We start from the raw sequence: 22,298 nt of genomic DNA, 5'->3' as shown, positions 1-22,298 counted from the left end.
ACATGGTGTGCCGAGACATGGTGTGCCGCGACATGGTGTGCTGGGGCGATGGTCAACTCGGTTCGGCGTCACCGGTTTCCAGGAGTCGTTTGAACCCGTCTTCGTCGAGGACGGGCACACCGAGTTGTTCGGCCTTGTCGGCCTTGCTGCCGGGTGAATCCCCCACCACCACATAGTCGGTTTTCTTCGACACCGAGCCCGACGCCTTCCCGCCGCGGACCAGGATGGCCTCCTTGGCACCGTCGCGGGAGAAGTCCTGCAGCGATCCGGTGACGACGATGGTCTTGCCCTCGAGTGTGCGGACGATCGACTCGTCGCGTTCGTCCTCCATGGACACGCCTGCGGCACGCCACTTCTCGACGATCTCGCGATGCCAGTCGACGCCGAACCAGTCCCGGATGCTGGTGGCCAGGGTGGCCCCGAGTCCTTCGACCTCGGCGAGTTGTTCGGCGGTGGCGTCCTCGATGGCCTGCAGCGAACCGAACTCGGTGGCCAGCGCCCGCGCGGCGGTCGGTCCGACGTGGCGGATCGACAGTCCGACCAGAACCCGCCACAGCGCAACGTGTTTGGCGTTGTCGAGGTTGGCGAGCAGCCGTTTTCCGTTGGCCGACAACGCACCGTTCTTGGTGGTGAACAGGGTGGTCTTGATCAGGTCATCGGCGGTCAGGGAGAAGAGGTCACCCTCGTTCTTCAGGACTCCGGCCGACAACAGGGCCGTCGCCGCCTCGTACCCGAGTGCCTCGATGTCGAAGGAGCCACGCCCGGCCAGATGGAACAGGCGCTCCCGCAACTGGGCCGGGCAGCTTTCGGCGTTGGGGCATCGGATGTCGACGTCGCTGTCCTTCTCAGGGCGCAGCGGCGCACCGCATTCCGGGCACCGATCCGGCATCACGAACGCGCGCTCGCTGCCGTCGCGGAGGTCGACGACGGGACCGAGGACCTCGGGGATGACGTCGCCGGCCTTGCGGATGGTCACCGTGTCACCGATGAGCACCCCCTTGCGTTTGACCTCGGACTCGTTGTGCAGGGTCGCGCGCGCCACCGTGGAGCCGGCCACCAGCACCGGGTGGAGCACGGCATACGGCGTGACGCGTCCGGTACGTCCCACGCCCACTTCGATTCCCAGCAGTTTGGTGGTCACCTCTTCGGGCGGGTACTTGTAGGCGATCGCCCAGCGCGGGGCCCGCGACGTCGCCCCCAGTCGGCGTTGCAACCCGAAATCGTCCACCTTGACGACGATCCCGTCGATCTCGTGTTCGACGTCGTGGCGATGCTCACCCCAGTAATCGATCTTGTCCAGGATCGCCTGTGCGCCGGTGAGTTTGGTGGTGTGCGAGGAGACGGGCAGGCCCCAGGCTCCCAACGCCAGATACGCGTGGTGCAGTGAATCGGGCCGCCATCCTTCGGTGTGCCCCACCCCGTGGCAGATCATCCGCAGCCGACGGCGAGCGGTGATCTGCGGATTCTTCTGCCGCAGCGAACCGGCCGCGGAGTTGCGGGGATTGGCGAACGGGGGTTTGCCGTCGGCCACCAGCGACGCGTTGAGCGTCTCGAAATCCTCGACCCGGAAGAACACCTCTCCACGCACCTCGAGGACGTCGGGGACGGGATACTCCGGTGACGCCGTCAGCCGTGCCGGGACGTCCTCGATGGTGCGGGCGTTGAGGGTGACGTCCTCACCGGTGCGGCCGTCACCACGGGTGACCGCGTGATCGAGGACCCCATTCCGATACACCAGGGCCAGCGCCACGCCGTCGATCTTGAGTTCACACAGGTACTCGACACCGGCACCGACCTCGTCCTCGACGCGTGAGACCCACGTCCGCATCTCGTCGGCGTCGAAGACGTTGTCCAACGACAACATTCGTTCGAGATGGTCGACCGGGGTGAACGCGGTGGAGAATCCGCCGCCGACGAGTTTCGTCGGCGAGTCGGCGGTCGCCAGCTCCGGGTGCGCGTCCTCGAGTTCTTGCAGTTGGCGGAGGAGCCGATCGAACTCTCCGTCGGAGATGACGGGGGCGTCCTTCACGTAGTAACGGAACTGATGCTCACGGATCTCTTCGGCGAGCGTCGACCATTGCTCCCGGATGCCGGGATCGATCGGGGTCTGCTCCTCATCTGCCACGTCATGAGGGTATCGGAGCCCCCCGACAGACCTCGTCGACCTCCGGCCGCCCGCCACTCACCCGGGGTCAGTGCACCGCGCGTCGCCCCATCAGTGCGACATACCCCGCGATCAGCGCCGCGGCGACGGCGATTCCCACGATGAACGGGATGACCTTCCAGCCGCCGTTGTCGTTGCTGTATCCGAAGAGCGAATAGCAGATCCAGGACCCGATCAGTGATCCGGCGATCCCCAGGACGATGGTCATGATCACGCCGATCGCCTGCTTGCCCGGCATCACCAGTCGCGCCAGTGCTCCGATGATTGCGCCCACCACGATGGCGCTGATGATGGTCATGAACATGGCCGCCTCCTTCGTTTGTCCTACTCGATGGCGGACCACGCTCGCTGCTCGACGTGATCTGTTCGCAGCCTACGTCCGCGTCTCCGCTGTGGCGAGGACCTCGGGAATCCGAGACCGCACTGCAATGTCACCCGATTCGCGTACGGTACGGCGCAAGAGGTTCCGGCCCACGCGCGGAGAGGACACCCATGCCGCATCCGATCATGTTCGACGACGCCGATCCGCACCTGATCCGGGTCCGCGAGATCGCGCTCGCCCTCCCGGACACCACCGAGGTTGTCGCACACGGCCGCCCGACGTTCCGGTGCGGAAAGATGTTCGGCAACTACGGCGGCGGTGAGAAGGGCGGGCCCCGGCATGATCAGTCGTTGCTGTTCATCCCCGACCCCGCCGAGCGGGACGCGCTGAGCGCCGATCCGAGGTTCTTCCTGCCCGCGTACCTGGGCCCCTACGGGTGGCTCGGGATCCTGCTCGACGACGATGCCGATTGGACCGAGGTCGCCGAACTCCTCGACGCGAGCTACCGGCAGGTCGCCCCGAAGCGTTCGGTCGCCAAGCTGGACGGCTGACGATCACCGACCGTAGGTGCACGCGCAGTTCCCACATACCCACCATGCATTCCGTGCAGGTGGGAGGAGAACGCGCAGCTACCGCGGTCGAGGGCTACAGGGCGTCCGGATCGGTGGCCAGCAACTCCCCCACCTGGGCACAGATACCGAGGGCCGTCGTCGCCCAGCGTGGGGAGGCGCCCGCCAAACCGCAGGTGGGCGTGACGATCGCCTTCTCCGACAGCACTTTTCGGCTCAATCCGATGCGGTCGATCACCGCCGCCAGCGACGTGGCCACCGTCTCGGCACGCACACCGGGCCGCTCCCGTTCCGCCGGAACCACCCCGGCGACGAGCACGTCTCCCCGGTCGAGGAGCGCTCCGATGCCGTCGAGTGTCTCCGCGTCGAGCGCTGCCGCACCGATGGTCGTGGCGGTGGCCGCGCTGACGTCGACGCTGTGTGCCACCCCCGGGACCCGGGCGATCAGATCCCAGCGCGGCGCACCGCAATTGTGGATGATGATCGGCGCGTCGATGCGTTCGGCCAGCGATGCCAACGCGTTCGCGACGTCGGCGATCGGCAGCGGCGGGATGACGTCGAGCCGGGTCAGCGGTGGCACCGTGCCGTCGAGGACCGCACCGATCATCGGTTCGTCGATCTGTACGGTCACCTCCGCACCCAACCGGCGTCGGACCTCGGCGATGTGCGTTCCGACGCCTTCGACGGCCGAGTCGGTGAGGTCACGCAGCGCCCCCGGATCGCGAATCGCCCTGTGCCCGTTGGTCAATTCGATCGAGGATGCCAGGGTGAACGGTCCCGCCGCCTGTACCTTGACGGCGCGTCCGGTACCGATGAAACCCGCGGTATCCCAGATCTCCTCCACCGCATCGAGATCGGCACTCAGGAAGCCGCGGGCGCGACGCACCACCGACGATCCCCGGGTGCCCAGCCGGTACCCCCAGGTGGATGCGTCGATGGGCATGTCCACCAGGATCGCGGACATCCGCCCGATCATGTCGGCACCGATGCCGCGCGCGGGAAGCTCGGCGAGATGGGCGAAGTCGAGTTCACCGTTGATCACCGCGGCGGCCTGCATCGGGTCGGTGCCGGGCATGGAACCGACGCCGGTTCCCACGCCGGTGGGCGGCTGGCTCATCGGCCGGTGCTCACCGTGCCGATACCGCGTGGGTGTCGGCGGGTCGCGTCGACGAGGTCACGCTGATGCGGCCCGAGCCGACCACGAGGTCACCGCGCTGCGCGTCGGGCAGGTACAGCACCGCCGCCTGTCCGCGGGCGACGCCGGTCAGTGGTTCGGCCAGCGAGATCTCGATGCCGGGTCCGTCGGCGTCGTCGATCGGGGTCGCGAGCGCCGGGGCCATCCCGCCGTGCGCACGCACCTGGACGATGCACTCGAACGGCCCGTCGGGTGTCTGTCCGGAGGTCCACACCGCACGCGATGCCCGGATCATCCACACCTGCAGGTGTTCCTCGGATCCGACTCGGACGGTTCCTGATTCCGGATCGATGTCGGTGACATACCGTGGCCGCCCGTCCGCGGCGGGCGCCTCGATACCGAGGCCCTTGCGCTGCCCGATCGTGAAGCCGTGCACGCCCTCGTGGTCGGCGAGGCGTTCACCGGTGTCGGCGTCGACGACGGCGCCGGGGCGAATGCCGATGCGGGCACCCAGGAAGGCGCGGGTGTCGCCGGTCGGGATGAAGCAGATGTCGTGCGAGTCCGGCTTGTTGGCCACCGACAGCCCCCGACGCGCCGCCTCCGCACGGATCTCGGGCTTCGGGGTGTCGCCGATCGGGAACATCGCGCGGTCGAGTTGTTCGCGGGTGAGTACGGCCAGCACATAGGACTGGTCTTTGTCGGCATCGACCGCCCGGCGCAGCTCCCCGTCGGTCAGCTGTGCGTAGTGACCGGTGGCCAGCGCATCGAATCCCAAGGCGATCGCCTTCTCGGCCAGGGCGGCGAACTTGATCTTCTCATTGCAGGTCAGGCACGGATTCGGGGTCTGACCGGCGGCGTAGGCCTCGATGAACTCGTCGATCACGTCGTCCTTGAACCGATCGGCGAAATCCCACACGTAGAACGGGATGCCCAGCACGTCGGCGGCGCGGCGCGCATCGTCGGCGTCCTCACGGGAACAGCATCCCCGCGAGCCGGTGCGCAACGCCCCCGGTGCGGTGGACAGGGCGAGGTGCACGCCCACGACGTCGTGGCCGGCCTCCACCGCGCGGGCCGCGGCGACCGCCGAATCGACGCCGCCACTCATCGCCGCCAGTACGCGCATCAGCGGGCCTTCCCACTCGGGGAGGCGACCAGCCCGGCGACGCGGGCCCGTTCGACGACCTCACCGATCACCTCGGCGACGGTCTCGATGTCGGCGCGGGTGGTGGTCGGTGCCAGGGAGAAGCGCAGCGATCCGCGCGCACTGGCCATGTCGATGCCCATACCCAGGAGCACGTGACTGGCCTGCGCGACACCGGCGGTACAGGCCGAGCCGGTCGAGCACTCGACACCGTTGGCGTCCAGGAGCATCAGGAGCGAGTCGCCCTCGCAGCCTTCGAAGGAGATGTGGACGTTTCCGGGTAGGCGTCGCTCATCCATCGGTCCGTTCGCGCTGCTGCCCGGAACGTCGAGCAGGATCGCGAACAACTCGTCACGCAGCGCGGCGACCTGCCGCATCGAGTCGGCCAGTTCCTCGGTGGCCAGCCGCAGTGCGGTCGCCATTCCGACGACCGCCGCCACCGGCTGGGTACCCGACCGCACATCCCGCTCGTGTCCGCCGCCGTGCAGCGACGGCACGCACGCGACATCGCGGCCGAGCAGCAGGGCACCGACACCTTGCGGTCCGCCGAACTTGTGGGCGGCGATGCTGACCGCCGAGAGTCCACTCGCGGCGAAGTCGACCGGGATGTGCCCGACTGCCTGCACGGCGTCGGAGTGCATGGGCACGCCGAACTCCGCGGCGATCGCGGCCAACTCGGTGATGGGTTCGACGGTGCCGACCTCGTTGTTGGCCCACATGACCGAGACCAGCGCGGTCTGCGCGCCGTGCTCGGCGAGTTCGGCGCGCAGATCGGCCGGTGAGACGAATCCCTGGGTGTCGACGGGCAGGATCACCAGTTCGGCGCCCTGCGCCTGAAGCCACTCGGCGGCGTCGAGGACGGCGTGATGCTCGATCGCGGAGATCACCACCCGCCGGCGGCGGTCGTCGGCCTGCCGTCGGGCCCAGTAGATCCCCTTGATGGCGAGGTTGTCGGCCTCGGTGCCGCCGCTGGTGATGATCACCTCGGACGGCCGGGCGCCGACGGCGGCGGCGATGGTCTCGCGGGCCTCCTCGAGGAGACGACGCGCCCAGCGGCCCGACCCGTGCAACGACGACGCGTTGCCGGGCTGGGCGTGGACGGCATTCATCGCCTCGATCGCCTCCGGACGCATCGCGGTCGATGCGGCGTGGTCGAGGTAGACGGGCACTCGGCTGGGGAAAGACATGTCGATGCCAAGGATAAACGCGTGACCGGCAGCGACAAATTCCTGACGCCGCCACATCGGCGTGGTGCCTCGGTCACCGGACCACCTGGCCGACGTGGAGCACCCCGCGTGGATCGTGCTGCGCGGCCAGCGCCGACAGCCAGGCGGCGGTGTCCTCGTCGTAGCAGCGGCGGATGTACGCCGCATCGGTGGTGGTCGCAAAGTTGGGCATCTCACCACCGTGCGCCCAGGGTCGTAGCGCATCGACGGTCTGCATTCCGGCGGCGGTGAGCAGATCGGCGATCGGTGGGACGAGGACGCCGATCGTGTGCAGGGTGTAGGCGGCGTCGCGGTGGCAGAAGGCACTGGGAACCGCGGGCCGGTCGGCGAGCGCACCACCGAGCAGCCGTAGTTCGACGATGGTCAGCGGCGAGCCCGATTCCGGTCCCGCGACCCGCAGCAGTTCGGTGGCCGCGTCGTCGGTGAATTCGCGCAGCAGGGTCCCGCATTCGGCAGCCGGCATCGGCGCCGTGGGGTCGGCGTGGATGGCCCCGATCTGCGCGTAGGGCATGACGCCGACGGCGTCGAGGAGCACGGTGCCGAGGGTTCGCAGCGGAGCGATCAGGTCGGGGCCGTGGGCGAGGTCGCCCACCACGGCGACGCGGACCGCGACGCTGAGGCGGCCGGCCAGCATCGGCGGGACGTCGGGCATCTCGGGCAGTCGGAGCAGCGCGAGCGAGGTGCTCACCTCCCGGGGCAGCGCCTGCGCCCAGTTGCGCCAGCCGCGGAGCACGGCCTCGGCATCGGTCCCGTCGAAGTACAGTGCGCCACCGTAGATCTCGGCGATGGGCGGGAGTTCGATGACCACCTCGGTGATGATGCCGAGGGTGGACTTGCCGCCGCGGAGTCCCCAGAACAGCTCAGGGTTGATCTCGGATGTGGCCTGTTTGACGGCACCGGTGCCGGTGACCACAGTGAAGGACCGCACGTGATCCGCGGACATGCCGACGGTCCGGACCAGCGGCCCGATGCCGCCGCCGGTCAAGAGGCCGACCACGCCGACGCTCGGCGAGGAGCCGCACAGCGGCGCCAGGCCGTGCGGTGCGGCGGCGTCGATCACCGTCTGCCACCGCACCCCGGCGCCGACGCGCGCGGTCCGTGTCTGCGGGTCGATGACGCAGTCGTCGAGCGCGGCGGTGCGCACCACGATCGTCCCGTCACCGACGGGAGTGGCGCCGTGACCGGTGGCGTGGACCGCAACCGTCATCCCGTGGGCGGAGGCGAATCCGATCACCGCGGCGACGTCGGCCGCGTCGGCGACGTCGACGACCGCCCAGGGATTCTGGGCGACGGCGACGTTGAAGGTCACCGACGGGTATCCGGGGTCTCCAGGGCGGTGGACGGCGCCGCGCACCGCGGCCTGCAGCGCGGTGACGTCCGCGGTGATCGGGTCGGCGGCTACGGGGCGAGTCGCCTCGGGGATCGATGACATGCGTTCTCCTGTGTGACTGTGATCCAGCGGTGCTGGCTGATCGATGCCCTCAGAGAATGCGGCGGGCCGGTTGCGCCATTCTTGGAACGTCCTTGGAGCAGAACCGTCAGCGGATCGCGGCGGTGGAATCCGGTGTCCCACCCGACTCGACCGGCTCGGCGAGCAACGCGCCCGCGGTCGCCGCAACCTGCGTCATACCCAGGGAGCGGGACCGGAACTCGATCTCGGCCAGGATCTCCGACCGTTCCGTCGACGGTGGCTGCAACTGCGCGGCGAGCAGCCGGCATCGCAGAGTCGAGGGCACCCCACGTCCCTGTCGGGCGATCTGGTGCGCGGTGACCAGGGCGTCGTAACCACGTTTCTCGTCGCCGACGAGGTAGTGCAACTCAGCGAGGGCCAGGGCAACCGGCCCCACGCATCCCACGTGCCCCAAGGTCGCGACGCAGTCCTGGTACGGGGTCAGGTAGTCGATGAATGCCGGCGCGAACTCCGACAGTTCGAGTTCGGCCACCACGTGCGCCAGGAGGACGCCGTAGCACAGCGACGTCCAGACCATGGGCCTGTCGTCGTCGACCCACATGGTGATCATCGTGCGGGCCAGACTGCGGTCGCCCTCCGCTCCGGCGATCCGGGCGATCCCCGCGGCGAGCAGGACCGCGACCTGGTTGTCGCTGGCCCCCTCACTGACCCGACGAGCCCAGTCCAGCGGCTGCAGCCCTTCGGTGTCGACGACCTCGTCGAGCATGCCGCGTTCGCAGGCCAGGGCCATCATGGCCATCCAATTGCTGCCGGCGACATACAGTTCGGTCTGCTCGTGCACCGCGACGGCGGTTTCGTAGTGGCTGCGGGCCAGCGAGAAATCACCGTGCCACGCGGCCAGCGACATCTCCATCCACCGCAACTGCGCCCGCACGATCGGCAATCGGAGCCGCTCGCTGCCCGCGATGCCACGGCGCACGAGCGCCTCGGTCGTGTCGATGTCGCCCAGCGTCATGGTCGCCATCGTCAACGCGGCGTCGACGATGACCTCGTCGACGCCGGCGTCGGGGTAGGTGAGCCCGCGCAGGGTCTCCGCCCAATTCAGGGATACGGCAGCGTATTCGGCCACGCCGGCGTAGGTGATCAGGCGGGCCAGTGTGACGTCGGCCAATACGTCCTCACCGAGATGTGCGGCGAGATCATCTGCCGCGGCGAGGAGTTCGGCGGGGACGCCTGGATCGTGGTGATAGCAGTGACCGATCGCCGAGGCCGCCAGCACCCGGGCGAGGCTTGCCGGTTCGGTCCCGACGGCGGTCGCGGCCGCGCTCAACGCGGCGAGGAGGCTCTCGTTCTCGTCTGTCGGGCCCATCCATGGCCACGACCCACCGGCCCGGATCAGGCTGCTCGCCAAACGTCCCACGGTGGACAGTGCGCCGGACCGAATCGATTGGTACAGGCGGGTTTCTGCCGTGTCGAGAACCATCTGGAGTTGCCCGGCGCGGGCTCGGGCGGCCAGTAGCGCGATCAGCAGGTCATCGCGTGCGGTGGTATCGCCGCCGGGCACGGCCACCGATTCGTGGGTGCGCAGCGCCGCATCGAGCCAGAATGCCGCGGTCTGCGAATCCCATTGTGCGGTGGCCTCGTCCGCGGCCGCGCGGCAGGCCGCCACCACCTCGGCCGCGTCGGCGACCGGACGCGCCTCCAGCAGGTGCGCCGCCCGGCGCGGCGCAGCGTCCACCCCACCGGCGGCGGCGAGGACCTCGGCGAATCGCAGGTGGATGCGGCAGCGGCGCAGCGGACGGATCGTCGACAGTGCCTCGTCGCGGAGCAGGGCGTGGGCGAAACGTGTCCGCCCGCCGGTCGCCGCGGCGACCAGGATGCGTTCGTCGACGGCCTCGTCGAGGCAGTCGGCGATCTCGGCGACGTCCCGGTCCATCGCCGTGGCCAGCAGGGTCACGTCGATCTCCTCACCGAGGACCGCGGCGTAGCCGACCACTTCCAGGACCGCGGGGTCCAGGGAGAGCAACCGTCGGTCGAGGACCGACCGCACCGCCGCCGGGACCATCTCGCGACGCCGCTCCTCGGGTGGCAGCCGCGCGAACTCCGAGACGAACAGCGGATTTCCGCCGGTACGCCGGGTGAGGGTCTCGATGTCGGTCGGGCCGAGCGTCTCGTCGGCGACGACGCGGACGAGTTCGGCGACCTCGGCGTGCGCGAGTTGCGGCACCGCGATCAGGGTGCCGCCGGCTCGGGAGAACGCGGTGCGCAGTCGCTCGGTGTCGTCACCACCCTCACCGTCGCGGGCGGTGGCGATCACGCGTAGCGGCGCGGTGTGCATCACCGTCGTCAGGTAGGCCAGCAGCCGCAGGGTCATCGCGTCGGCCCAGTGCACGTCGTCGACGATCACCGTCAATGATTGCGGCGCCACCGATTCCAGCATCGTCTGGACGTGTTCGTACACCGCGAAGCGGGCGGTGTCGGCGTCGACGCCGGCGGGCACGGTGAGCACGTCGGCCGGTGGCACATCGAGTGCCCGGCACAGTTGCCGCAAAGGCCACCACGCCGGAACGCCCTCCGCGTCGGGACAGCGCACCCACACCACGAGGTCGCCGAGTGCCTGCGCGTGACGGGCCGCCTCCTCGGCGAGGCGGGTCTTGCCGATTCCGGCCGGGCCGCTGAGCATCAGCCATCTGGTGGTCGCAGGACCGTCGAAAAGTGCTGCGATGCGCTCAGTTTGAGCTGCACGACCCACGAGTGGGACGTGGTCGACGGCGTCGTCGACGGACGGGGCTGCCACCGCCACCGGCTTCTCGGCCTCGGTCGGCATGGCCACCTCGGTGGCGCCCGACCAGTGCGGCGCGCGTGGCCAGGCCGCGATGACCGGATCGTGCCGGAGGACCGCGCCCTGCAATTCGATGAGTTCACCGCCGGGTGCCAGCCCCAGTTCCTCGTCGAGGAGCGCCGCGTGCCTGCGGTAGACCTCGAGCGCCTCGGTGGATCGACCGGCCCGATAGAGGGCCACCATGTGCAGCCATACTCCCCTGTCGCGCAACGGGTCCCGGGCACGGAGGGCGACGATCCCGGCGAGCGCGCCGCCGGTGTCGCCGGCGGCCAGCAGTGCGGTGATGTGGGTGTCCTCGACGGCCATGTGTGCCTCGGCGAGTGCGGCCGCCTCGGCCACGATCCACCCCGCATCGGTCCCCTCGTCGCCCAGCAGTTCCCCGCGCCACAGGGCGCGCGCCGCGTGCGCGTCGGCGAGGGCGTCGGCCCACCGGGCCTCATCCCGCGCCGCCCGGGCGCCGGCGACGAGGTCGCCGAAGGTCATCAGGTCCAGCCGGTCGGCACCGAGGTCGAGTCGGTAGCCCGCGGCGACCCGCTGGATCGGGGAGGTCTCCCCCCGGTCGCCGCGCAGTGCGCGCCGCAGATTCGAGATGTAGGCCTGCAGGCTCGTGGTGGCCGCCGAGGGCGGTTCGTCGCCCCAGACGGTGTCGATCAGACGGTCGGTGGAGACGACACCGCCGCGTGCCAGGAGCAGCGCCGCGAGCACCGTCCGTTGTTTCGGTGAGCCGAGTTCGACGGGGACGCCGTCGCGTCGTACCTCCAGCGGCCCCAGCACCAAGTACTCCCGCATGCCGGATTCCTCGCTTGTGTCGATCGTCCGATCCAGATGTCGCCTATGTCCGAGAATTCTAGGCGGCAATGCGTGATCGCGGCGGCCGACCGGGAGAGCTCGTCGGTTGTCGATTCCGGCGGGGATCATCGGTTCACCGGCATCGGGGCCTCGCCCCTCGTGCCGTCGCCCCTCCTGCCGTCGCCCCTCGTACCGTCGCCGGTCGGGTCAAGCTGCGCGGACGGGATGTCACCGGTGGTGGCCCGGGCACTGCGCATGGTGAGCGCGGCGATCACCGCGCCGCCGATCGCGACAGCGGCGCTGATCCACAGCGCGGTGTCGAGTGCGGCCACGAAGTCCGCGGGCGATCCGCCACTCAGCACCGACTGCACCGGGAACACCGCCCCGAGTGCCGCCACCCCGAGCGCGATGCCCGACTGCCGGAACACGTCGTTGATTCCGGTGGCCAGCCCCGCGTCGTCGAGACCGCTCTCGGCGAGCACGATTCCGCTCATCACCGGATTGAAGACGCCGGCTCCGATGCAGGCGAGCACGAAGCCGCCCATCAGGTCCCAGCCACTGCTGTCCAATCCGCCGATGGTCATCCAGGCGAGGCCACCACCCACCGCGAGCAGCCCGCCGGCGATCAGCCGCCACGGCGCGACCCGCCCGAGGATGCGGTCGGTCGCTCCCGCGACGATCAGCATCACCACGGTTCCGGGGAGGTAGACCAGGCCGGCATCGATGGGCGAGAGTCCCACCACTCCCTGCAGGAAGATCGTGACGTAGATGAACACCGCGAACATCGATGCGGAGATCGCGAAGGTCGCGACCTGCGCACCGGCGAAACCCGGGTTGGAGAACAGGGACAGCGGCATCATCGGTTGTGCCACCCGGCTTTCGACGAGCACGAAGCCCACGATGGCGGCGGCGGCCAGACCCAGGGCGGCCAGGGTCACCGGATCGGTCCATCCGCGGGTGTTGGCCTCGATCAGCCCGTAGGCGAGTGCGGCCAGGGCGATGATCACCGCCACCCCACCGGCCTTGTCACCGCGTCGCGGTGTCTCGCTGCGGGATTCGTCGACCAGACGGGTGCATCCGATCATCACCACCCCGACCGGGATGTTGATCAGGAAGATCGCACGCCAGTCGAGGGTTTCGGTGAGCACTCCGCCGAGGAGGGGGCCCACGGCGAACGACGCACCGATCGTGGCGCCGTAGGCGGCGAGCGCCTTGCTGCGGGCGGTGGGTCCGGGGAAGGCGGGTGCCAGCAATGCCAGCGATGTGGCGAACAGCAACGCCGCACCGATTCCCTGGACAATCCGAGAGATGTTGAGCAGCAGCATGTCCGGCGCCAACGCGCAGGATGCCGACGCGGCGGTGAACACCACCGCGCCGATCAGGAAGACGCGGCGACGGCCGCTCCGGTCCGCCCATGCACCCGCCGACAACACGATGGTGGCCAGGGCGAGTGTGTAGCCGTCGATGACCCATTTCAGGGCGGCGAAGTCGGCGTCGAACTCCCGGGCGATGGCGGGCAGCGCGGTGTTGACCACGGCGATGTCGAGCATGAGCATCGCGGTGGCCGCGCAGGAGACCCCGAGGGTGATCCGCGCAACGAGGCGGGAACGGGTCGGTGGTGGTGTGGTCTGGGGCGGAGTGGTCTGGGGCGGAGTGGTCTGGGGCGGAGAGGTCTGGGGCGGAGTGGGCACAGGGCTTCCTTCGTCGGGCCGGTATGTCGGCCACCACCGTCACCCGATGATCTTGGAACCCTCTTGTCGACTGCTTGGCCGCTCACGTGGCACGGCTTGGACGAGCACCCGCTCGCGCGCCGCCCGGCCCGGTCCGCGACCTCCTGCGGTCAGTCCCGATCGAGGAAGAAGTACAGGTGACGGCCGTCGATGACGCCGCCCTTGCCGTTCATGATGCCCATCAGGGTGGAGTCGTTCACGCGCTTGAAGTGGTCGATCACGGGTTGTCCGTCGTAGACCATCGATGCGGTGACCTCACCGCGGAACTCGATCATCCACAGGCTGGCCTCGCCCTTGCCCAGCTTTGTGTTGGAGAACAGTTCCCCGTTCTCGTCGCGGCACACCAGCGGCTGCACGTCGTTGCGGGAGATGAAGGTCTTGCCGTACCAGCCGACCTTGGGCAGCAACCCGTTGGTCTGGTGGCCCGTCGTGAACTCGCCGCCCTTCCACCGGCCGAGCATCTCCTCGGGACGCAGGGTCGGCAGCGCCGCCCAGATCTCGTCGAGTTCGGCGTCGTCGACGGTGCCGTCGACGGCACGCAGGTCGGCGAAGCGGGCGCGCGCCTGGTCGGCGGTGAGCTTCGTCGGTGGAGTTGGGGTGGCGGTGTCGGACATGTGGCGGTCCCTTCCGGCGCGTGAGACAACATCGGTGTCGCGTCCATCACAGACGCGAGCAACATCATATATGTTGTCAGATCCTCAGCGCAGCGGTGCCGGTGCCCATGGCTCGGGGGCCGATCGGATCAGCATCTCGCATCGCGCGGCGAGCGCGCGCCGATCGCCGCGCGGCAGTTGGGGTTCGTGCAGGCTGACGTGCACCGTGAGGTCCCGCAGCGCCAGCACCCGGCGCAACGTGTCGGCGGGCCCGTCATCGCCGATGAATCCCGGCGCGGTGCATCGCCCGCCGCGTGCGCTGAAGGCGATCCCGACCGGGAGGACCGGGACGCCGGCATCGAGTGCGGATTGGAAGAAGGCCGGGCGGAAGCTGCCCTGCGCGTGCCCGCACCACGTGGTGCCCTCCGGGAACACCGCCACCGAGGAGTCCGCGCACAGTCCGGCGGTCGCCTCGTCGATGACCGTGGGCAGGGTGCGCAACGATGAGCGGTCGATGCAGATCACCCCGAATCGCTTGGCCAGCACCGAGATTCCCGGCATCTGGGCGACGTCGGACTTGGCCACGAAGTGCGCGGGTTGCACCACCGCGATGGCGAGAATGTCGAGGTAGGAGATGTGGTTGGCGACCACGAGACCGCGGGCGCGGGAACCGAAGGGGCGGTGATCGTCGAGGAGGATGCGGATGCCGATGGCATGCAGCACCGCCTGCGCGGAGCGACGGAGGTACGCGCGTCGCACCAGTCGTGGCATGGGCGCGACCAGTGCCCCGAGGAATGCGATCACGGTGAGGACCATTGTCAGCCGGATCAACCGGGCCGCGACAATCACTCGTCCCGCGCGTCGCGCCGGGGCGTCGAGGCACTCGGCGCCGCAGGGGCTCGTCGGGTACCACGAGTGGTGGTCGTGCCGGCAGACCTTCCCGTGCGGTTGCCGGAGAACACGATCGGGTGTCGGTTCGGCAGCCGGGAGCACCGCGGTCATCGGGCACCGCCGAGGCGAGCCACCGAGTCACGGAGCCGGTCGAGATACCGGGCGTTGGCGGTGCGGGTGTCGAGCACCGTGAGGAAGTCACCGACGTCGAAGGCCGAGTCGACGGCCGGCTCACCGCCGATCTTGGCGCCGAGACGCAGGTAGGCGCGCATCAGCGGCGGCATCGTCACCGAGGCGGGCGGCTCGATCTCGTCGAGCAGCACTCCGTCGATGCGGGCCCGCACATGGGGGTATGCCTGCCAGTCGGCCCGATGACGCTGCGCCACGACATCCCGGACGCCACGCAGCAGCGAGCCACGGGCCGCCGGGTGGCCGGCAATGCGGATTGCGGTGTCGCCCAGCGGAACCGACACCGACCCCATGACGTAGCGGTAGCCGGTCTCGTCGAGGTGACGGAAGAGGGCCGCCCACAGCAGTGCCGTCACCGAGCCGTGACGATGGCCGTCGAGCACACATGCCCGGCCCATCTCGACGGTGGCCGGGGCGATCTCGTCGAGTTCGGACAGGTCGAATTCGCCCGAGCTGTACCACCCGCCGGCCGCGATGGCCCGCGGCGGCGGCAGCAGACGCGCGCACCCGATGAGGCCGTGATCGTCATGCCAGGCGAGCAGATGCTCGCAGTGGGCGTCGAAATGGTCTGCGTCCCTACCCGACTCGTAGTCGCCGATCGTGTCGGCGAATCCGGGTTCGGCGGCGAAGACGGTGTAGCGCAGTCGCTGGGCGGCGGCGATGGCGGACGGTTCGTCGGTCAGGATGACCCGTAGCGGGCCCGCATCGACGAGGGTGCGGAATCGGCCGGTGAGGACGGTGACCGGGGCTGATGTCATACCCCAGATGAAAACGAGGCGACACATCGCGACGGCGACGGTGGCACGTCGTGTCGGTGCTGGGCGGGTGAACACGTCGACGGCCCAACCGACCGTCGCATGAACCGTCCCTGAAATGCCGGTGACCCCCGACCATGAGGGTCGGGGGTCACCGGAAGACGGGTGTCACCGAGGTGACACGGACGTCACTTGCGCTTCTTGACCTCGTCGGTCAGCTGCGGGGCGACGTTGAACAGGTCGCCGACGACACCGAAGTCGGAGATCTCGAAGATCGGCGCCTCTTCGTCCTTGTTGACGGCGACGATGGTCTTGGAGGTCTGCATGCCGGCGCGGTGCTGGATGGCACCGGAGATGCCCAGCGCCACGTACAGCTGCGGCGACACGGTCTTGCCGGTCTGACCGACCTGGAACTGACCCGGGTAGTAGCCGGAGTCGACCGCGGCGCGGGACGCACCGACGGCGGCACCGAGCGAGTCGGCGAGTTCCTCGACGACCGAGAACTTCTCGGCCGAACCGACACCGCGGCCACCGGAGACCACGATCGAGGCCTCGGTGAGCTCGGGACGGTCGCCGCCGACGTTCGGCTCGACCTTGGTGATCTTCACGCCACCGTCCTGGTCCGGGACGGCGACGTCGACGCGCTCGCCGGCACCGGCCTGCGGGGCGGCCTCGACGCCACCGGGGCGGACCGAGAAGACCGGGACGTCACCCTTGGCCTGGGCCTCGACGGTGAACGCGCCACCGAAGATCGAGTGGATGCCGATGCCACCCTCCTTGACGTCGATGACGTCGGCGAGCACGCCCGAACCGAGGCGCACGGCGAGGCGACCGGCGATCTCCTTGCCGTCGGCGGTGGCCGCGACCAGGACGCCGGCCGGAGCCGCATCCTCGGCGATCGACGACAGCACGTCGACCTGCGGGCTGATCAGATAGCCTGCGGCGTCATCGGATTCGGCGACGTAGATCTTCTCGGCGCCGGCTTCCTTGAGGCCGTCGATGATGGGATCGGCCGAGCCGGACTTGCCGACGACGACCGCCGACGGGGTACCCAGTGCGCGTGCGGCGGTGATGAGTTCGCTGGTCACCTTCTTCAGGGCGCCCTCGGCGTCCTGCTCGACCAGAACCAGAACTTCTGCCATTTCCTTCTCCTGAATGTGTGTGGGGCCCAGCGTCATTCGCTCCGAATGCGCGGGCGCGGTGATGTGGTTCCGGCTGGGGCCTAGATGATCTTCTGGCCGACCAGGTACTCGGCGACCTTCACGCCACCATCACCCTCATCGGTGACACGCTCACCGGCGGTCTTCGGCGGCTTCGGGGTGGAGCTGGTGACAGTGGATCCGGCGTTCTCCAGGCCCACATCCGACGGCTCGACGTCGATCTCGGCCAGGGTGAGGACGGCGACTTCCTTCTTCTTGGCGGCCATGATGCCCTTGAAGGACGGGAAGCGCGGCTCGTTGATCTTCTCGTTGACGCTGACGATGGCCGGCAGGTCCGCGGTGATGGTGTAGATGCCGTCGTCGGTCTCACGCTCACCGGTGAGGGTCTCGCCCTCCAGGGTCAGCTTGCGCAGGTGCGTCAGGTGCGGCAGTTCGAGGTACTCGGCGATCATCGCGGGGATGGCACCGACACGACCGTCGGTGGCCTCGTTGCCGGCGATGACCAGCTCGACACCCTCGACCGTGCCGAGCGCGCGGGCCAGCACGTAGGCGGTCTGCACCGCGTCGGAGCCGTGCAGCAGGTCGTCCTTGATGTGGATGGCCTTGTCGGCACCCATCGACAGTGCCTTGCGGATGGCCTCGGTGGCACGCTCGGGGCCCGCGGTCAGCACGGTCACCTCGCCGCCGTTGGCCTCCTTGATCTGCAGCGCTTCCTCGACGGCGCGCTCGTTGATCTCGTCGAGTACGGCGTCGGCGGCCTCACGGTCCAGGGTGAAGTCGTCGTCGGAGAGCTTGCGCTCGGACCAGGTGTCCGGAACCTGCTTGATCAGAACGACAATGTTTGTCATGGGTCTACGTCGACCTCCTGCGTCGGGTTCGGCAACTTACCGGCGGGTAAGGCCATCGGTCTCCCCACTTTAACCCGTCCTATTATCGGGCTGAACATCGACTACCTCACAAAACGGAGGGGGGACTAGTGTCGTGGGGATGACCGACGTACACCGGACACCCGTGCCCGGCGCGCCGCAGGCACTGACGACCGACCAGCAACTCGCCCTCACCGGCGAACGCACAGTTCCGGGCATTCCCGCCGAGAACTACTGGTTCCGCCGCCATGAGGTCGCCTATACCCACATCACCGGGCGCTGCGCGGGCCTGCGCGTTCTCGAGGCCGGGTCCGGTGAGGGCTACGGGGCAGCCATGCTCGCCGCCGCCGGCGCCTCGGTGACGTGCGTGGATTACGACGACGCCGCGGTCGCCCACACGCGGGTGCGCTACCCCGAGGTCGAGATCGTGCAAGGGAATCTGATCGACCTCCCTCTCGCCGACGCCTCGGTCGATGCGGTGGTGAACTTCCAGGTCATCGAGCATCTGTGGGATCAGCCGGCGTTCATCGCCGAATGCCTGCGGGTGCTGCGTCCCGGCGGCGAGCTGCTGATCTCGACCCCGAATCGCATCACCTTCTCCCCCGGCCGAGACACCCCGCTCAACCCGTTCCACACCCGCGAGCTCAATGCCGCGGAGCTGACCGAACTCCTCGTCGACGGCGGGTTCGTCGTGTCCGCGATGCTCGGAGTGCATCACGGCGCGGCGTTGGCGCGCCTGGATGCGAAGTGGGGTGGGTCGTTGATCGACGCGCAGATCGAACGCGCCCTCGCCGGGCAACCGTGGCCGGACGAGCTCGTGGACGATGTGGCGGCCGTCGCGGCCACCGACTTCGACATCCGCGACGACGCCGACATCGACGCCTGTCTGGACCTTCTCGCGATCGCGGTGCGACCCTGAATCCCCGGATCTGCGACGCGACGCCGGTACCGGGGCAGTTCACGCTGGTTCTGCACTCACATCTGCCGTGGTTGGCCCACCACGGCCGGTGGCCGGTCGGCGAGGAATGGCTGTATCAGTCGTGGGCGGGTTCGTATCTCCCGGTGTTCGACATGCTGCGCCGCCTCGCCGACGACGGATTGCGCGACGTCATGTCGCTGGGCATCACACCGGTACTGGCCGCACAACTCGACGATCCGCACTGCTGCGCGTCGATGTACGAATGGCTCGCGGACTGGCAACTGCGCGCATGCGAGGCCGCGGTGTCGCGGGAGGACACCCGCCGCGTGTTGGGGACGCGTGAGTATCGTTCGGCGGCGGCGGCCATGCGCGACTTCGAGCAGCATTGGCGACACGGGGCGTCGCCCATGCTGCGCCGGGTCGCCGACAGCGGGGTCGTCGAGATCCTCGGCGGACCGCTCGCCCATCCGTTCGCGCCGCTTCTCGATCCGCGGCTGCGCCGGTTCTCCCTGTCGGAGGGCCTGGCCGACGCCCATGCACGGTGGGGGCGACGCCCACGCGGGATCTGGGCGCCGGAGTGCGCCTTCGCCCCCGGTATGGAAGCCGAGTATGCGGCGGCGGGGGTCGGTCACTTCATGGTCGATGGTCCGACGCTGCACGGCGACACCGCGCTGGCCCGGCCGGTCGGTGACACCGATGTGCTGGCGTTCGGCCGGGACCTGCAGGTCAGTTATCGCGTGTGGTCACCGAAGTCCGGCTATCCCGGTCACGGCGCCTACCGCGACTTCCACACCTACGACCACGGCACCGGACTGAAACCGGCCCGGGTCACCGGCAAGAAGGTCCCCGGTCACGCCAAGAAGCCTTACGACCCGCAGCGCGCGGATGCGGTGATCGATCGCCACGTCGACGACTTCATCGCTCACATCCGCCGGCGCCTGATCGACGAGTCCGCCCGGATCGGTCGGCCCGCCCTGGTGGTGGCCGCCTTCGACACCGAGTTGTTCGGCCATTGGTGGCATGAGGGACCGATCTGGTTGGAGCGGGTGCTGCGTCGACTTCCCGAGGCGGGCGTGCGGGTGGGGACACTCGCCGGTGCCGCGGCCGACGGTTTCGTCGGGGAACCGGTGGATCTCCCCGCGTCGTCGTGGGGGTCGGGAAAGGACTGGCGGGTGTGGGAGGGACCGCAGGTCTCGCATCTGGTCCAGCTCAATGCCGAGGTCACCGAAACCGCCCTGGCCGCCCTCGACAAGCTCGTCGTACCGGGTGCCGGACGCAATCGGGTCGCCGACCAGATCGTGCGCGAGACCCTGCTGACGGTGTCGTCGGACTGGCCGTTCATGGTGTCCAAGGACACCGCCGCCCACTATGCCGTCACGCGTGCGCATACCCACGCCCACGCCACCCGCGAAATCGTCGATGCCGCACTGAGCGGACGTGACCGCGAGGCACAACGGTTGAGCCACAACTGGTTTCGAGCAGACAATCTCTTCGCCGACCTGGATGCCCGCCGGGTCCCCCCGGCGATGGCCGCAGGCCGCGCGGAGTCGATCTGATGCGCATTCTGCTCGTCTCCTGGGAGTACCCACCCGTGGTGGTTGGAGGTCTCGGGCGTCACGTGCACCATCTGGCCACCGAACTCGCCTATCTCGGACACGATGTGGTGGTGCTGACGCGCCGCCCGCCGGGCACCGATGCGCTGACGCATCCGACGACCGACACCGTCGTCGACGGGGTGCGGGTGATCGCCGTCGCCGAAGACCCGTTGGAGTTCGAGTTCGGCACGGACATGATGGCGTGGACCCTCGCGATGGGGCATGCCTTCATCCGGGCCGGTCTCACGATCCTCGGCGGCCACCACCCGACGCACGGCGGTTGGTCACCGGAGGTGGTGCACGCCCACGACTGGATCGTCGCGCACCCGGCGATCGCGTTGGCCGAGATCTTCGACGTCCCACTCGTGTCGACCATTCACGCCACCGAGGCCGGGAGGCACAGCGGTTGGGTGAGCGGCCGGATCAATCGGCAGGTGCATTCGGTGGAGTGGTGGCTCGCCGAGGAGTCCGACGCCCTGATCACCTGCTCGGTGTCGATGTGCGACGAGGTGTCGCGACTGTTCGATCCGGTCGCCGACATCACGGTGATCCACAACGGGATCGACATCACCGTATGGCCTTTCACCCCGCGGCCGACTCCGTCGGGACCGGCCGAGCTGCTGTTCGCCGGGCGCCTGGAGTATGAGAAGGGCCTGCAGGATCTGCTGGCCGCGCTCCCCCGCATCCGTCGGACACATCCGGGAACGACGCTGACCGTGGCCGGGACCGGAACGCAGCGCGACTGGTTGGTCGAGCAGGCGCGGCGGTACCGGGTGTCGCGCGCGGTGAGCTTCATCGGCGCCGTCGACCATCACGGTCTCGTCGATCTGATGCACCGGTGCACCGCGATCGTGTTGCCGAGCCGCTATGAACCCTTCGGCATCGTCGCCCTCGAGGCCGCCGCGACGGGCATCCCGCTGGTGGTGTCTCGAGCCGGCGGACTCGGTGAGGCGGTGCAGGATTCGGCGACGGGGCTGAGTTTCGCACCCGCCGACGTGGCGGGCCTGACGGCGGCCGTGCGGGCGACACTGTCGGACCCGGCCGAGGCCGCCACCCGAGCCCGCAATGCGCGGGCCCGTCTTGGCACGGACTTCTCCTGGACCGAGGTCGCAACCCGCACCCTGGCGGTCTATGCAGCCGCGAAACGGCGAGTTCGTACCCCGGTCGGTCGTCGGCCGATCGTCGAACGCCCACTGCCCGAACGTGATCCGAACAACCCCTGACCCGCGGCGACCTCACGTTGCTGAAACTCGTTGCGCCGCCGGTCGAACCGCCCCATTTCGCCGGTCGAGCCGACCGGAGCGCCAGCGGAGGTCGTGTCGAGACCACGCAACCCGAAGCTGGAACCGATTGCAGCACAACCCGACTCCCGCAGGTCGAGCCGTCGTCGTCTCGCCGGTCGAACCGGCCCATTTCGCCGGTCGAGCCGACCGAAGCGCCAGCGGAGGTCGTGTCGAGACCACGCAACCCGAAGCTGGAACCGATTGCAGCACAACCCGACTCCCGCAGGTCGAGCCGTCGTCGTCTCGCCGGTCGAGCCGCCTCGTGCGAGCTTGCGAGCCCGTGGCGTGTCCGCCGGGCCGAGCTTGTCGAGGTCGAGACCACCCAACCCGACGCTGGAAACCGACTGCAGCGCAGCACCACCCGACGGTAGTGACCTACCGTGGATAGGTAGTGATGGTCTCCCCGGACACCGGATCACGCCACACGACAGCCCGATCCGACAACATGGTGGGGATCAACAACCCCATATGCTTTCGCTGATGGTCCGGGGTGCACAACGGCATCAGGTTGAATTCCACGGTCCAGCCACCGGTGATCGGATCCTGGTGCACGAATTTCACCAGGTGATCGATCTGGCATTCACTGGCCGGGCGCCCGCAGTGCGGGTACCGGCAGGTGCCATCCAACTCGATGATCTTCTCCCGCAACCAGGCCGGTATCCGATACGTCAACGCACCCGAGGGTGGGAGCAGATGTCCGCCGTGCCCGGTGGGGTCG

At 69.0% G+C, this 22,298-nt stretch carries 18 protein-coding genes; 4 read left to right on the top strand and 14 right to left on the bottom strand.

Going from position 1 to position 22,298, the window contains the following annotated elements; genetic code table 11:
• Positions 1-52 precede the first annotated feature (52 nt).
• Positions 53-2,125 (bottom strand): NAD-dependent DNA ligase LigA, encoded by a 2,073-nt coding sequence (gene ligA, locus ABLE92_RS20625; RefSeq protein WP_348806662.1) that lies wholly within the window; start codon positions 2,123-2,125, stop codon positions 53-55.
• 67 nt (positions 2,126-2,192) lie between these two features.
• Positions 2,193-2,468 carry a GlsB/YeaQ/YmgE family stress response membrane protein gene (locus tag ABLE92_RS20620; RefSeq protein ID WP_348806661.1) on the bottom strand — a complete coding sequence of 92 codons (276 nt, stop codon included), beginning with the start codon at positions 2,466-2,468 and terminating at the stop codon, positions 2,193-2,195.
• A gap of 188 nt (positions 2,469-2,656) precedes the next feature.
• Here ABLE92_RS20620 and ABLE92_RS20615 point away from each other — a divergent pair, with 188 nt between their 5' ends.
• Positions 2,657-3,037 carry an MmcQ/YjbR family DNA-binding protein gene (locus ABLE92_RS20615; RefSeq protein ID WP_348806660.1) on the top strand — a complete coding sequence of 127 codons (381 nt, stop codon included), beginning with the start codon at positions 2,657-2,659 and terminating at the stop codon, positions 3,035-3,037.
• 94 nt (positions 3,038-3,131) lie between these two features.
• On the opposite strand, the gene ABLE92_RS20610 is transcribed toward ABLE92_RS20615, so the two are convergent.
• The 11 genes from ABLE92_RS20610 to ABLE92_RS20560 form a co-directional block, all read right to left on the bottom strand.
• Positions 3,132-4,172, bottom strand: coding sequence for a uroporphyrinogen decarboxylase/cobalamine-independent methonine synthase family protein (locus ABLE92_RS20610; RefSeq protein WP_348806659.1), 1,041 nt, complete (start codon positions 4,170-4,172; stop codon positions 3,132-3,134).
• A 10-nt stretch (positions 4,173-4,182) separates the two neighbouring features.
• Positions 4,183-5,313, bottom strand: a complete 1,131-nt coding sequence (gene mnmA / locus ABLE92_RS20605; RefSeq protein WP_348806658.1) for a tRNA 2-thiouridine(34) synthase MnmA — start codon at positions 5,311-5,313, stop codon at positions 4,183-4,185.
• Positions 5,313-6,518, bottom strand: a complete 1,206-nt coding sequence (locus ABLE92_RS20600; RefSeq protein WP_348806657.1) for a cysteine desulfurase family protein — start codon at positions 6,516-6,518, stop codon at positions 5,313-5,315. The genes mnmA and ABLE92_RS20600 overlap by 1 nt, the downstream gene beginning before the upstream one ends.
• 73 nt (positions 6,519-6,591) lie before the next feature.
• Positions 6,592-7,989 (bottom strand): FAD-binding oxidoreductase, encoded by a 1,398-nt coding sequence (locus tag ABLE92_RS20595; RefSeq protein WP_348806656.1) that lies wholly within the window; start codon positions 7,987-7,989, stop codon positions 6,592-6,594.
• A 106-nt stretch (positions 7,990-8,095) separates the two neighbouring features.
• Positions 8,096-11,599 carry an ATP-binding protein gene (locus tag ABLE92_RS20590; protein WP_348806655.1) on the bottom strand — a complete coding sequence of 1,168 codons (3,504 nt, stop codon included), beginning with the start codon at positions 11,597-11,599 and terminating at the stop codon, positions 8,096-8,098.
• A gap of 125 nt (positions 11,600-11,724) precedes the next feature.
• A complete protein-coding gene (locus tag ABLE92_RS20585; protein WP_496560833.1) occupies positions 11,725-13,155 on the bottom strand; it encodes an MFS transporter in 1,431 nt (476 codons plus the stop codon).
• Positions 13,156-13,439: 284 nt separating this feature from the next.
• A complete protein-coding gene (locus ABLE92_RS20580) occupies positions 13,440-13,943 on the bottom strand; it encodes a DUF4334 domain-containing protein (RefSeq protein ID WP_348806654.1) in 504 nt (167 codons plus the stop codon).
• A gap of 84 nt (positions 13,944-14,027) precedes the next feature.
• Complete coding sequence (locus ABLE92_RS20575) at positions 14,028-14,924, bottom strand: lysophospholipid acyltransferase family protein (protein WP_348806653.1); 897 nt, start codon at positions 14,922-14,924, stop codon at positions 14,028-14,030.
• On the bottom strand, positions 14,921-15,787 hold the full coding sequence (locus tag ABLE92_RS20570) for a GNAT family N-acetyltransferase (RefSeq protein ID WP_425476204.1): 867 nt from the start codon (positions 15,785-15,787) through the stop codon (positions 14,921-14,923). The genes ABLE92_RS20575 and ABLE92_RS20570 overlap by 4 nt, the downstream gene beginning before the upstream one ends.
• A gap of 158 nt (positions 15,788-15,945) precedes the next feature.
• On the bottom strand, positions 15,946-16,899 hold the full coding sequence (locus ABLE92_RS20565) for an electron transfer flavoprotein subunit alpha/FixB family protein (protein WP_348806651.1): 954 nt from the start codon (positions 16,897-16,899) through the stop codon (positions 15,946-15,948).
• An 80-nt stretch (positions 16,900-16,979) separates the two neighbouring features.
• A complete protein-coding gene (locus tag ABLE92_RS20560; protein WP_348806650.1) occupies positions 16,980-17,765 on the bottom strand; it encodes an electron transfer flavoprotein subunit beta/FixA family protein in 786 nt (261 codons plus the stop codon).
• Between the two features lie 139 nt (positions 17,766-17,904).
• On the opposite strand from ABLE92_RS20560, the gene ABLE92_RS20555 reads away from it, so the two are divergent.
• Genes ABLE92_RS20555 through ABLE92_RS20545 form a run of 3 tightly spaced genes read left to right on the top strand, consistent with a single transcriptional unit; the run spans position 17,905 to position 21,520 of the window.
• On the top strand, positions 17,905-18,702 hold the full coding sequence (locus ABLE92_RS20555) for a class I SAM-dependent methyltransferase (protein WP_348806649.1): 798 nt from the start codon (positions 17,905-17,907) through the stop codon (positions 18,700-18,702).
• 8 nt (positions 18,703-18,710) lie between these two features.
• Positions 18,711-20,258 carry a 1,4-alpha-glucan branching protein domain-containing protein gene (locus tag ABLE92_RS20550; protein WP_348806733.1) on the top strand — a complete coding sequence of 516 codons (1,548 nt, stop codon included), beginning with the start codon at positions 18,711-18,713 and terminating at the stop codon, positions 20,256-20,258.
• Positions 20,258-21,520 (top strand): glycosyltransferase family 4 protein, encoded by a 1,263-nt coding sequence (locus ABLE92_RS20545; RefSeq protein WP_348806648.1) that lies wholly within the window; start codon positions 20,258-20,260, stop codon positions 21,518-21,520. Before ABLE92_RS20550 ends, ABLE92_RS20545 begins: the two co-directional genes overlap by 1 nt.
• 435 nt (positions 21,521-21,955) lie before the next feature.
• On the opposite strand, the gene ABLE92_RS20540 is transcribed toward ABLE92_RS20545, so the two are convergent.
• The coding region (locus tag ABLE92_RS20540; RefSeq protein WP_348806647.1) for an HNH endonuclease signature motif containing protein at positions 21,956-22,298 on the bottom strand (343 nt) is incomplete at its 5' end.

Origin of the sequence: Gordonia oleivorans (assembly GCF_040044975.1) — a bacterium.
GTDB lineage: Bacteria > Actinomycetota > Actinomycetes > Mycobacteriales > Mycobacteriaceae > Gordonia > Gordonia oleivorans.
Note: the sequence above shows the minus strand (reverse complement) of the source record. Positions and strands in the feature narration are given on the sequence as shown.